Origin of the sequence: Paraburkholderia sp. IMGN_8 (assembly GCF_038050405.1) — a bacterium.
Taxonomy (GTDB): domain Bacteria; phylum Pseudomonadota; class Gammaproteobacteria; order Burkholderiales; family Burkholderiaceae; genus Paraburkholderia.
On sequence record NZ_CP150901.1, the window covers coordinates 1,474,909 to 1,487,696 of the forward strand.

Genomic DNA, 12,788 nt, shown 5'->3' on the forward strand with positions numbered 1-12,788 from the left:
AGCATTGCAATAATTCTGGAGAAGAAGCATGCCAGCAAGTCCGCAGGCGACTTTTTTGAGGCTGCCCGAACGATCGGTTAAACCTCGCCGTACCGGGCTCACGCATGTGCTCGATAAGGGTTGTACGCTGCTGACGACTCAGGAAGTGCTGTCGTCTGTTGCGGGGATCATCGACATCTGGAAATTCGGATGGGGGACGGCGTATCTGGATCCGGCTGTCCGATCTAAAGTGGTTGAACTTCACGCAGCCCAGGTCAAGGCTTGCACGGGTGGCACGCTACTCGAGGTGGCGTGGTTGCAGGGTCGAACCGAGGAATTCTTTGCGTTCGCGTTAGACGTCGGTTTCGACTGTGTTGAGGTATCCGACGGTGCGACTTCGATGCAGGTGTCTGAGAAGCGCGAACTGATAGCGCGAGCCCGAGAACTTGGATTCGTGGTGTTGGCGGAAGTGGGCAGCAAGGATCCGACACGGGCGGTCACGCCCGCGGATTGGCATGATGAAATTGAAGGTGATGTCGCGGCCGGCGCCAACTGGATTGTCGCCGAAGGTCGCGAGAGTGGGACTGTTGGTCTTTATGACAAGAACGGCGAGGTCCGGGAGTCGCTCCTTCAGGTTCTGGAGAGCAGTGCCTACGCCTCCAGGATCATCTACGAGGCACCGCAGCGTGCGCAGCAGTCGTTCCTGCTTCGGCTTCTCGGCTCCGAAGTGAGCCTTGGCAACATTGCCCTCGACGAGGTGATGGGCCTTGAGGCACTGCGGCTGGGATTGCGCGCCGATACCCTCGGAAGCGTGCCTGGTGAACTGGTAATTAACAGCGAAAGAGGTCTCGGTGTTTGACTTTGACCCATCCGCTCCGAATGTGCTGCCATCGCGCTATCGCCAGGTTGCGCTGAGCACTGATCTGGAGAGTCTTGAGCCGGACTGGCTTGAGCAGCATTTTGTCGGCCGCGAGGCATACATGCGTACGCGGTTTATCGTTGCTAGAAAGGGGCGCGACACTGCACTGGTGGAAGTGGATCGGCCAGCGAGTTCGGAACTGTTTTCTTGCGTCACAAGTGCTCGTGTGCTAGCCGACACCTCCCAATGCCGCTATGTGGTTGCCCCCAATGTCGACTGTGGTGTGCCGTCAGATCTGGCAGGCGTAGCGATGGCTCATCGTGACGTGTCCTGCGTTGTTGTCGAAGGGCGATATTCACATGTAAGCTTCATTCTCAACGCCGCCCCATTGGTTTTGCGCGTCCTAGACATCGTTCCGCCGTTCCCTTCGAAGCTGCTCGATCAGGTCCATCGCGTTCTCGAGACAGCAGAGAGCCTACCGCCAGTCGTTGTCGAACCGATCCTTGTCGACAGTTGCGCCAAGCTGGCTGAAGCCTGCGAACCCCTTCCGGGTAAGGTGCTGATCCCGTGCCGGGGGTCGGGCATTGAGTTGGAGGGAGTCGCCGTAGCGTATCTTGACGAACGCCCTCCGATTGCTGACTGGACCTTACTGGGGTGCGAGCGCTCCCATCAGATCCATCGTTGGTTTTATGGCACAACTCCGCCGACGGTCGATATCTGCCCGGTGCGGTTCGTCAGTGAGAGCAAAGGAGCTGAAGGTCCCATGCTGACGCGATGCTGCCTCATGCAGGAGGGCGTAGAGGAGCGTCGGTTGGCGACGTTTGTTCCATGGGGTTCGTCGCTTGATGAGGTTCGTGAAGCAATCGAGATGATTGTGCGCCGGTCGGGGGTAGCATGGACACCCACCTGATCGACTCGGAAATCTTTGGGCATCAATGGGCCAGCACGGAGAGCCGTGCCATTTTCGCGGAGAAGGCGCGCGTTACGCGGTGGCTCGAAATCGTAATTGCGCTGGCTCGGGCGCAGGCCGAATGCGGGATCATTCCCACCGAGTCTGCCGAAAAGATCGCGCAGCTTCGAGGTGTCGAACTGCCGATCGGCGAGATCGGTACGCGTACCAGAGAGACGTCGCACTCCACACTCGGGATGATCCAGGTGCTGCGGGGCATGCTGCCGGGCGAAGCTGCCGAGCATATCTACTATGGCACCACGGTACAAGATATCACCGATACATCGCAGGTAATCGAGTTGCTCGCCGTTGGTGCATTGCTCTGGCGCGACCTGTGGTGGATAGAGGATGCTCTGCTACAGCTGGCGATCCGGCACCGACTGACTCCGATGGCGGGGCGTACGCATGGACAACCGGGTGCTCCAATTTCATTCGGCTTCAAGGTCGCATCGTGGGCCGACGAGATCGGTCGTCATCTGCAACGCTTGCATGACGGGCACAACCGTTGGCGGGTTGGGCAGCTCGGCGGGGCAGTTGGCACGCTCGCGTTCTTCGGGGATCGCGCGCTCGACTTGCGGGCCGCGTTCTGTCGCCAGTTGTCTCTGGGCGAACCGGACGTCTCGTGGCTTTGCGCGCGAGACCGGCTGGCCGAGTTTTCGCACGTTGTGGCGATGTGCGTGTCCAGCTTGGCGCGCATTGCAAACGAGGTGTACGCCCTGCAGCGACGAGAGATTGGCGAACTCGCAGAGAGGACTCGCGCGTCAGTTGTCGGAAGCATTACTATGCCGCACAAACGCAATCCGGAGGTGAGCGAGCAGATCGTGACGCTTGCCCGCCTGGTTCGGTCTCAAGCGAGCGTCCTTACCGACACGATGGTGAACGAGCACGAGCGTGACGGAAGAAACTGGAAGGCCGAGTGGGTCGTGTTCCCTGAGATATGTCACTTTGCCTTGGCTGCCACCACCATGGCGCGAGAGTTGGTGTCTGGTCTGGAAGTCAACTCGGACGCGATGGGTAGGAATCTCGGCGTCAACTCGTCGTCGGAGCGCCTGCTAAGTGCGATGTCAGTTCGTTTGGGGAAGCACCGTGCCCAAGGATTGCTGCAGGACGCCTACCGTCAGGCGCACGAGGAACAACGCGATCTGTCGGCTGTGCTTATCGGAGTGGCAACCGAAGCGGAACTCGCCGAACTATCTCATGTGAATATTGGCGCATCTGGGCTGATGGTCGACCGCGTGGTCGACACCGCCTTACGCCGCCGGGCATCGGAGTCGGAACAATGGCAATGAACGAATTACCCCGGGCTCGGCTCGGGTCTTTCCCCACGCCCTGCGAGCGGGCTTCTGACCTTGGAGCGGTACTCGGGGTCGATGCCTTGTGGGTTAAGCGGGATGACCTGATCGGGTACTCGTGGGGTGGCAACAAGGTAAGACCGATCGAGTTCCTCTTGGGCGATGCTCTCCAGCAGGGTGCCGATACCGTTGTCGTGTGCGGCGGTCCGACGTCGAACTTCGCAGCGCTCATGGTCGCGGCGTGCTCCCAACATGGCCTTGCGGTTCACCACGTTAGCTATGGTGAGCGTCCTTCCCGTATACCAGCAGCGTTCGAAGTTTCGATTCAGTCGGGTGCCGTGGTGGAATTTACGGGCTCATCAGATCGCGAGACCATGGATGCCACAGCGGACGTCGTTGCCCGTCGACTCCGTGCCCATGGAAAACGTCCTTATGTGCTGCCCCGCGGTGGCGCAACGTCTGTTGGCGCGCTTGGGTTCGCGAATGCGGCGCTCGAATTGAGCGAGCAGCTTAAGCTGCTCGGAATCGATGCTGTCACCGTCGTGGTCCCCGTCGGCTCTGGCGGTACGATCGCGGGCCTGATTACCGGATGGACATACGCGCTCGACGCCGGAAATCAGACGGAACCGCTGGACGTCGAGATTGTCGGGGTGAGTGTTTCCAGACCGCCCGATGAGATGCGCGAAACCATCGAATCGGTTGTCCGCGGTTGTGGAGCGACCGCGGCAGAGGGCGTCCTTCGGCCGCTGGCAAGTCGCTGCCGATGGCGCCTGGTGGACGGACGCAGCTCAGGGTTCGGTGTCGCGGATGTGTGGGACATTGAGTTGGTGGAGGAAATTAGCCGCCAGACACGGTTCCTCGTTGACACGACCTACAACGGCAAGGCGATGCGGTGGATTCGCGAGTCGGCAAGTCAACTTTCGCGGCCTGTTGTCTATTGGCACACCGGCGGGGCGCTCGGAGTCGTCGACCGCATTTCGGCTCGAAGTGCAGAACGGGAAGCGCCCTCCATAGAGGAATGCAAACAATGACTTTCACTGGCACAGGTATCCCCCTCCGTCGATTCGAGGGGCCTTCTTCGGACGAACCAGCACAGGAACTGATCGATGCTGGCTTCGCATGGGAGATAGCGGACGCGCCGTACTTGCACCACGGCCTTAACGTGGCAGACTTGGGCCATGTCCTCGATCTGCATCACCGAGGGATCATCCCCGACGCTGCAGCGCGTGCGCTGTTAAACGTGCTTGTCGAAGCCTATCGCGTCGATGCTGCCGACTTTCCCTACGATGCCCGCTACGGCGAACCGTACAACTCCCGTGAACGCCACTTCGCTGCGCGCATCGGTGACGCAGCCGGTTGGCTGCACGCCGGCAGGCCTCGGCGCGAGGCCGCGCGTGTGGCGCTGCGCGTCGTTCTGCGTCGACTGACCGCCGAGCTGCTGCAATCGGCGGCCGCTTTTGCCGAGACCACTGCAACGGTTGCTGCACGGCACCGCGACGTGTTTATGGCCGACCAGACCTACCTCCAACAGGCTCAGCCGTCTACTTTTGGGCACTACCTGCTCGCGTTTGCTCCCCCCGTTCTGCGTGACAGCAAGCGGCTGCTCGATGCACTCGGTGAGATCAATCAGAGCCCGGGCGGCGCCGGCTGCGTCAATGGGAGTCGGTTGCTCGGCGACCGGACACACTTTGCCAACTTGCTAGGCTTTGACGGGGTGATAGACCACACGCGGGATGCGATGTGGCAGACAGACTGCTTTGTCGACGTCCTGGCCACCAGCGCGAGCGTGTTGTTGAATCAGTCCAAGTTGGCCGAAGACCTGGAGATCTGGTCAAGCCAGGAGTTTGACTACGTCGACCTCGCCGGCCCCTATACGCGTGCCTCTGTATTGATGCCCCAGAAGCGTAACCCTTATTCGCTGTCCATCGTTCGCGGAAGCTGTGGCGTGCTAATTGGACGTTTGACCGGGTTCCTGGCCGTTGTCAAGAGCCCTTCAGCGCGTAGCGATAACCTGATTTACGGGTATGGGGAGATTCCGCGGGCACTTGAGTTTTCAACGAAGATCAGTAACCTGATGCGAGGCGTCGTGTCGACGCTGACCGTGAACCAGGCCCGCATGTGGCAAGTCCTTGAAGACGGCTTTAGTCAGGCAACCGATTTGGCCGAGCACATCATGCTTACTGCTGGGATCGACTACCGGACCGCCTATAGGGTTGTTGGCGAGGCCGTCAAGACGGCTAGTCGTAAGGGATTGCGCGGAATTGATATAGATTCGCGTGCGATTGACGAGGCGGCGCAACTACTCGGGATTCCGCCACTCTTGCTCGATCCAAATGACCTTGCAAGCGCTTTAGACCCTCGCGCGATTGTGGCCACCCGCACCGCTTCTGGTGGAGCTGCGCCGGACGTGGTCGCCGCAATGGCTGAGCGCGACGTAGCGCGGGCAAGCGACATGGCTGCTCACGCCCACAGGCAACTCGCTAGGTTTACGCAGGCCGAAACGGATCTTCTAAGCCGCGTAGAGTGGTTCCTTGCGGGAGGTCGGCGATAAATCAGCCAGTTAGGTTTTGTCGCGCCGTTCGCATCGGATTTGCTTCTTTCGAAACACATCATGCCGAGGTGTCGGCAACTGGGATGATCTGGTTGCCCTTGTTAATACTGCAGTTGTAAATTGATACGACAGTTGATCACAATTACGATGTAACAGGCGGTACGGGCAGTCGCGAAGGCGTAAGAACGCGAACTGAATGTATCGCACGAACGACCTGGATTGTTCTTCCGGCATCCGGAACGCCTGTAGCGCCCGGTGGACTATGTTAAGGGGCTGCTTGGCGTGGCAGAGCACATGAGCGGCGGAATAACTTGCCGAATTGATCGGTGAGACGATACCGGACGGCATGCAACATCTGCTTGAACGGGCGCGGCGGAATGCCGCAAGCGACGTTGTGAAGCAACAGGTTGTTGAAGCTTTGATATGCGTGACTCGGTGCTGATTACCTGCGGGGCTGGCTCAGGCAAGAAGCGTGAGCGCTGGGCCGGTGTCGAGCGCCAATATTGCAGCACGGCAAGGCGCATAGAGAATGGCTAGGTCTGCTATTCCTCTGCTATGCCACTTACGGCGGCGGGGGCATTTCATCGACCGCGAACGCTCTGTGCCGCAACGGTCGAACCCGTCGCTGCGAGCGATGCGAACTCACGATCGGTTTGGGAGCAGTCAGGGGCGAATGCAAGTTTGAGCAGTATGAGGTGCGTCGATTGCAGAGCTAGTATGGGCATATTATTTGGCCTCTTCTGGTTCGTGCCGCGAGTCACTCTTGGGACGCAAGGCAAAACACATGAAGAATTGGTGCTACTTAGTGTGCGCGAGACGGGGCAGGTGAAGGTGCGACGCTTCTGCGTCGAGTTGTCAATTCATTCGCTCACGTGATCTCCCGGATGACGGCATGCCTGTCAACTTGCTTCCGGCCGTACCGCTACCGAATGCGTGGTTGTGCGTCGCTGGCCCCGCGACAACTGAGGCTTTTACTGTGTGTCACGAACGCAGGCAGACCCTTATGGTGCTGTATCAAAGATTGGAGGCCGGATCTTTCGAAGCCGACTTGCAAGAGCAGCCTTCAAATTTCCCGACGCCACTAAGTTAAAAGGGCTCGGGGGTGAGCGATTGCGTAAAAGTCATTTTCGAAGATGTCGGGTACGTATCGGAAAGACAAGTGCAAACTAACTATCCGAAGACGCATCTTTTTTCAGTAGAGATACTGTAACCAGTGTTGACTGCGATACCTGTGTGCGGCCTGTCGATAGTTGGTGCAAAGGTGGCGTGGGCATAATACGGTTTGGATGAGGAACGCAGGGACCTTGTTTCGGATACAAACGGACATGACAACGAGCTCGGCAAAGCCAGGGAATGTGCGATGGCAGTGCACCAGCGCACCAGCGAGAGCTTCCGGGAGGGATGTTTGTGGAAACGGCTCGGTGGGCACAAGCGTGCCTGGGTGTCCGCCTCAAACGGTTGCGTAAGAACTCGGGGGCCGCCGACGCTCGAGATGCACGCTCAAGGCGACCATCAACTTTGGGTATTTGTGCTTCTAGCGCAATATCTGACGGTTTGGTCCAGAAGATCGTTATGTATTGTCCGTCGAATGCATGCGGGTCGTGGCCTCGCAACGTTATACTGCGAGCACCCTCCGCCAACGACTATCGCTGGATTTCGCACGAAAAATGCCATTGTTGAGTTGTGCCGTTGGTCGTAGCATCGTTGCGATGCGAAAGATGGCTTTAAGGACCGCATCGAATGGATTCCTGATGAGAGAAACTGACGCGCCGCAGACCGGGTGGGCCGTGGAGTCGAGGCCGGCGAAACGGAAGGGGATGATATCTATCTAGACCGATACGAATGACCAGGCTCGCTGCCTCGCTGGCAATGCCGACCTGTTAGAAGTGGCTCACAGATTGGTGCGCAGGTGGTTGTCAATCTGGCTGTTGACAACAAGTGCAACGAGGCTATGAGAAAATTGTCATCGGTTGCCGCCATTTGCTTGTTCCGGGGCAAGGCAACGAACGATTATGGACAGTGCACGCGTGCTCAAGCCGACCAGACGGTTCAATAGTCCGCTTGGTATATTTCGAGTCTGCGCAATGCGCAAGCAGCTGATCGTTCGCGATAGGGGCAATCGTTACACATCGTTCCTCCCGCAACCGATGGCTGGGGAGGGTTCGAGATATTTCGGGCGGGTGAAGACTGGTTCGTTTCTTGATCTGGCTCTATTTTTTGACAGTAAACTGCCCTCCAGTCGGCGATCCTGTCGATGAGCTTGTCTAGATTATTCTTCGATATCTGATGATGCCGTGGACACCTATTAAAGCAAATCAACTATTTTTCTCTGGAGGATCTGTTGGCTACAAGAAGGACCAAGACGGCGAAAGTTGCCCTGGATGAGCCTGTCAAAGGGCAAAGGGACGTAGCTGAAATAGTCAACGGGGTAGGGCAGCGGATAGCACTTCTTCGCAATAACCAGGGGTTGTCCTTGCACCAGCTGGCAGTGAGAAGTGATGTCTCTTCAGCAGCCATTCACAAGATTGAACGAAGCAGTATGGTGCCCACCATCACCACATTGCTCAAGCTCGGCGCGGCCTTGGGAGTTTCGGTGAGCTCTCTTCTCCAGGAGGACGAAGCGATCCCCGATCCTGTTCAGTTTACGGGCGCCACCGAACGTCAAGCCGTCTATACGCCTCACAAAGGCATTAGTCTGGAAGGCATTTCCGGTTCCTATCGACAGTTTCGAATAGCGGCAGCAATTGCCCGCGTGATCCCCGGAGCAACAAGCGGTCGGAATCTTCTTCAGCACCCCGGTGAAGAACTTGTACACGTCATTTCGGGCGAAGTCGCGTTTCGGGTTGGTGATCAGGACTTCCAGTTAAAGGCAGGTGATTCGCTGCACTTCAGTGGTGACGTGCCCCATCATTGGGAAAATACCACCAACAAGCCCGCGAACCTGATTTGGGTCGTCTTTCGTAATGAATAACACGCATGCAGAACGTGCTGGCGCCGCAATGCAGTTCGCGAATTGCCCGTCATTGCCCTCCAATCAACTCGCACATACACGCCCATGAACAAGGTATTGCGTCTCTCCGATCTGATCGCCGACGGCAAGCTATCCGGCAAACGCGTGTTTATCCGCGCCGATCTGAACGTGCCGCAGGACGATCAAGGCAACATCACCGAAGACACCCGTGTCAGCGCCTCCGTGCCGGCGATCAAGGCCGCGCTGGACGCAGGCGCCGCCGTGATGGTCACCTCGCACCTGGGCCGCCCGACCGAAGGCGACTTCAAGCCGGAAGACTCGCTCGCGCCGGTCGCGAAGCGTCTGGCCGAGCTGCTCGGCCGCGACGTGCCCCTGGTCGCGAACTGGGTGGAAAACGGCGTGAACGTGGCGCCCGGCCAGGTCGTGCTGCTGGAAAACTGCCGCGTCAACAAGGGCGAAAAGAAGGATTCCGACGAACTCGCGCAAAAAATGGCGAAGCTCTGCGATATCTACGTGAACGACGCGTTCGGCACCGCGCATCGCGCCGAAGCCACCACCCACGGTATCGCCAGGTACGCGCCGATCGCCTGCGCCGGCCCGCTGCTGGCCGCGGAGCTCGACGCGCTCGGCAATGCGCTCGGCGCGCCGAAGCGTCCGCTGGTGGCGATCGTCGCCGGTTCGAAGGTGTCGACCAAGCTGACCATCCTGAAGTCGCTGGCCGAGAAGGTCGATCAGCTGATCGTCGGCGGCGGCATCGCCAATACGTTCATGCTGGCCGCGGGCCTGAAGATCGGCAAGTCGCTCGCCGAAGCGGATCTGGTGAACGAAGCCAAGGCCATCATCGACGCAGCGAAAGCGCGCGGCGCCTCGGTGCCGATCCCGACCGACGCGGTCACGGCCAAGGAGTTCTCGCCGACCGCCAAGGCGGAAGTGAAGGCCGTCGCCGACGTTCAAGACGACGATCTGATCCTCGACATCGGACCGGAAACGGCCAAGGTGCTCGCCGCACAACTGGAAAAAGCCGGCACGATCGTGTGGAACGGCCCGGTCGGCGTGTTCGAATTCGACCAGTTCGGCAACGGCACGAAGACGCTGGCTGACGCGATCGCCAAGTCGCCGGCGTTCTCGATTGCAGGTGGCGGCGACACGCTCGCGGCGATCGCCAAGTACGGCATCCACGACAAGGTCAGCTACATCTCGACGGGCGGCGGCGCCTTCCTCGAATTCCTCGAGGGCAAGAAGCTGCCGGCGGTCGAAGTTCTGGAATCGCGGGCTTAACGCACTGCCGAGCTCAAACGACCATTGACGAGAGTGCAGGTTGTTCGTCGACGAGGTCGGCAACGATCTGCAAGCTTCTGCGCAGTTCTTCTCGGGAGGCTGGCGCACCTAAGCCTAGGCGTACGGCTTCGGGAGCAGGTCCCAAAGCGAAAGCATCGCTTCCAACGACGCCAATGCCAAGCAGACGAAGCCGGGTGGTGAACTCCGCTCGCGTCCAGGGGGCCGGGATCGGTAGCCATAGGTGAAAACCCTCGGGGCTCGCGAGGAATGCGCCAGGCGGCAGAAGGGCGCTCGCGATTTCCTGTCGTGCTGCGGTTTCGTTGCGGATTGCTGCAACGATGGCGTCTGCTGTGCCATTCTGGATCCAGCGAGTGGCGACCGCGGCCGTTAAAGGAGACGCCATTGACGTGAGGGAGCGTATGGCGCCGGCCAGACGTTTTGTGGAGCGGACATCCGGTGGGACGACGTAGGCCACCCGAAGGGCGGGCGACATACATTTCGCCACCCCTGCTATGTAGTAGACAAGCTCAGGCGCAAGAGCGGCAAGCGGAGTAGGCGCCTCGCGAGGCAGCATGCCGTAAGCGTCGTCCTCGATGATGGGCACGTGGTGTTTGCGCGCGATAGTCACGATAGCTTCGCGCCGCTTCAACGGCATGGTCGCGGTCGTCGGGTTGTGAAGCGTCGGTGTGCAATAGAGAGCTTTGGGTTTGTCCGTCCGGCACACAGAATCGAATGCTTCCGGGATTACACCATGCTCGTCCATCCCCACGGGAACGAGCCGGATTCTCAGATGTGCAGCTAGTGACCGAAAACCCGGATAGGTCAGCGATTCAGCGCAAATCGTATCGCCTGGCGCGGCTAGCAGACCGACCACAGCGAGAAGTGCACCCTGGACTCCGGGGCAAATCATCACCTGTTCAGGCGAAAGCGCCGAAAGCCGCGGAGCCAGCCACATTGCCCCGGCGCTCCTGTCAGTTACCGTTCCACCTGGCTCCTGGTAACGAAGAAGCAGGTCGAGTCCACCACTGGATTCGAGGCTGGTTATTCCGCTCCACATACGCGCTACGAGTCCGGCGTCATCAAAGCGCGGCGGCAGGTTCATGCTCATGTCGATCACGCCAGTGGCCCCGGACTGCTCCACAGCTGCAGGCTTCGCGCGCACATAGGTGCCTTGTCCTACTCGACCCTCCACGAGACCGCGGCGGCGTGCTTCGGCGTACGCCCGGGTGACGGTCGTGAAGTCGATGCTCAATGCCTCCGCCAGGCTGCGCTGCGTGGGCAGCCGCGTGCCTTCTGGCAGAACTCCCGACAGGATATCTGACGAGAGCGCGTCGGCAATCGCCAGATAAACTGGCCCATCCGACTTCCTGACTACTGGCGTCCAAGTACCCGCTTCTTCGCTTCTGGCCATCGCACCCTCATAAATCCAGATATATGTATATTGTAAGCCATGGTGCGGCCGGGCGACTAGAGGATCCTCCGCCTTCTCGATATAGGCAGAAACTTACGCGACGAGCCGGCACCGTTGATGATGGCGGAAAGCGAAAAATTCGTGACGCTGGTTGTCTTTGCCTCAATCACGACCGCGAACTGGCAGTAGCTCCGAATATTCCCGCTCGAGATAGGCCGACGTGTTTTCAAGCAGGAATGTACGGTAGGCCTGACTCGCCGGCGACAACCATTTGCTTGTCATGTGAACGATATGCCACGCGCGATCGATCGGTGTGCCGAGGACATCAAGGAGCACAATTTCCCGGGATCTCAATTCAAGCGACAAAGTGTGTAGCGACAGCACACCGATCCCCATGCCCGCCATGGCAGCCTGTTTGATCGTTTCATTGCTCCCCAGAGTGGTCACTTTAGCGGGGGTGAACAGGTGATCCCTGAACATCCGCTCGGCGACTGCACGCGTGCCGGAGCCTGGTTCGCGCAGCAAGAAAGTTTCGTGCCGTAATTCCTGCAAGTCAAAACGTTTCTCATTGCGCAGCGGATGCCCGGTCGATGCCACGATGACATAGGGATGCGGGGCGAGTGGTTCGGATATCGCATCGAGCTCGCGGGGCGCTTGTCCCATCAGGGCTAGATCGATTGCATTGTCTCGCAGCAGGCCAAGCAGGGTTTCGCGATTTCCTTCCGAAATCCTTACGTCCACCCCGGGGTGCTGTTTCACGAACTGCGCGAGAAGTTTTGGTAAAAAATATTTCGATGTACTGATAATGCCGATTGAAATAGAACCAAGATCAAGGCCCTTTAGGGCTTGTAAACCGTCCTCAGCATCTTTAATTTCGCCGAGAATGCGCGACGCGTGGTGAAGCAGGCGATCTCCAACTTCGGTCAGCGTCAATTGTCGGTTGATACGCTCGAACAGTGGGAACCCGACAATAGATTCGAGCTGTTTGAGTTGCATCGATACGCCGGGCTGGCTCAGGTGCAACTCTTCGGCGGCGCGCACAAAGCTCGCGTGTCGCGCGGCGGCGACGAAGATTTGTAACTGGCGGAGTGTGAGTGAACGGAGCAGGGACATGGCTAAGAAACAGTTTCCTGAAGAACCCCAAGGGTTGTTAGCTTGAGACGTGTCTCAGTTGGCCTCGATCGTCGTGACAAATGGATCGAAGGGGCGGCCAAGCCGGTCATGGATGAGGAAGTATTGGCACTGTTTGAACCACTGCCGCATCCCGAAGGGCCGGGTACTTTTTTTGTTTTAGTGTCTCGTCCCCACGACGGTGCCGGACCGCTTTTCTTGAACCAGCATCCCGTTCGTACTGCGAGCCGAAGTCCCTGTGAGTGTCGCCATCGTGCCCATCGTGGGGAGTACATGGGCAGCGTTGATGTCGCGCCGACATTCATGAAGCCTTCCTCAAGCTCGGCAATTGATTGATCTGCTTAATACTTCTCGACGAACTCAGCAG

9 protein-coding genes are annotated in these 12,788 nt (G+C 58.8%); 7 read left to right on the forward strand and 2 right to left on the reverse strand.

Annotated elements, in window-relative coordinates; translation table 11 throughout:
- The first annotated feature begins 28 nt into the window (after window positions 1–28).
- From WN982_RS27870 to WN982_RS27900, 7 genes are all read left to right on the forward strand, one after another.
- On the forward strand, window positions 29–838 hold the full coding sequence (locus tag WN982_RS27870) for a phosphosulfolactate synthase (protein ID WP_341318804.1): 810 nt from the start codon (window positions 29–31) through the stop codon (window positions 836–838).
- Window positions 831–1,748, forward strand: coding sequence for a hypothetical protein (locus tag WN982_RS27875; protein WP_341318805.1), 918 nt, complete (start codon window positions 831–833; stop codon window positions 1,746–1,748). The genes WN982_RS27870 and WN982_RS27875 overlap by 8 nt, the downstream gene beginning before the upstream one ends.
- Complete coding sequence (locus tag WN982_RS27880) at window positions 1,733–3,076, forward strand: adenylosuccinate lyase family protein (RefSeq protein ID WP_341318806.1); 1,344 nt, start codon at window positions 1,733–1,735, stop codon at window positions 3,074–3,076. The genes WN982_RS27875 and WN982_RS27880 overlap by 16 nt, the downstream gene beginning before the upstream one ends.
- Entirely contained in the window at window positions 3,067–4,110 is a 1,044-nt protein-coding gene (locus WN982_RS27885) for a pyridoxal-phosphate dependent enzyme (RefSeq protein ID WP_341318807.1), read from the forward strand. Before WN982_RS27880 ends, WN982_RS27885 begins: the two co-directional genes overlap by 10 nt.
- On the forward strand, window positions 4,107–5,630 hold the full coding sequence (locus WN982_RS27890) for a lyase family protein (protein ID WP_341318808.1): 1,524 nt from the start codon (window positions 4,107–4,109) through the stop codon (window positions 5,628–5,630). Before WN982_RS27885 ends, WN982_RS27890 begins: the two co-directional genes overlap by 4 nt.
- A 2,341-nt stretch (window positions 5,631–7,971) precedes the next feature.
- On the forward strand, window positions 7,972–8,601 hold the full coding sequence (locus WN982_RS27895) for a cupin domain-containing protein (RefSeq protein ID WP_341318809.1): 630 nt from the start codon (window positions 7,972–7,974) through the stop codon (window positions 8,599–8,601).
- An 84-nt stretch (window positions 8,602–8,685) separates the two neighbouring features.
- Window positions 8,686–9,879 (forward strand): phosphoglycerate kinase, encoded by a 1,194-nt coding sequence (locus WN982_RS27900; protein ID WP_341318810.1) that lies wholly within the window; start codon window positions 8,686–8,688, stop codon window positions 9,877–9,879.
- A gap of 13 nt (window positions 9,880–9,892) precedes the next feature.
- On the opposite strand, the gene WN982_RS27905 is transcribed toward WN982_RS27900, so the two are convergent.
- Window positions 9,893–11,290, reverse strand: coding sequence for a PLP-dependent aminotransferase family protein (locus WN982_RS27905; protein ID WP_341318811.1), 1,398 nt, complete (start codon window positions 11,288–11,290; stop codon window positions 9,893–9,895).
- 162 nt (window positions 11,291–11,452) lie between these two features.
- Window positions 11,453–12,403 carry a LysR substrate-binding domain-containing protein gene (locus tag WN982_RS27910; protein WP_341318812.1) on the reverse strand — a complete coding sequence of 317 codons (951 nt, stop codon included), beginning with the start codon at window positions 12,401–12,403 and terminating at the stop codon, window positions 11,453–11,455.
- Window positions 12,404–12,788: the final 385 nt, after the last annotated feature.

Coding starts and splice junctions, on each gene's coding strand:
- WN982_RS27870 (WP_341318804.1), top strand. CDS start 29: ATGCCAGCAAGTCCGCAGGCGACTTTTTTGAGGCTGCCCGAACGATCG.
- WN982_RS27880 (WP_341318806.1), top strand. CDS start 1,733: ATGGACACCCACCTGATCGACTCGGAAATCTTTGGGCATCAATGGGCC.
- WN982_RS27885 (WP_341318807.1), top strand. CDS start 3,067: ATGGCAATGAACGAATTACCCCGGGCTCGGCTCGGGTCTTTCCCCACG.
- WN982_RS27890 (WP_341318808.1), top strand. CDS start 4,107: ATGACTTTCACTGGCACAGGTATCCCCCTCCGTCGATTCGAGGGGCCT.
- WN982_RS27900 (WP_341318810.1), top strand. CDS start 8,686: ATGAACAAGGTATTGCGTCTCTCCGATCTGATCGCCGACGGCAAGCTA.
- WN982_RS27905 (WP_341318811.1), bottom strand. CDS start 11,290: ATGGCCAGAAGCGAAGAAGCGGGTACTTGGACGCCAGTAGTCAGGAAG.
- WN982_RS27910 (WP_341318812.1), bottom strand. CDS start 12,403: ATGTCCCTGCTCCGTTCACTCACACTCCGCCAGTTACAAATCTTCGTC.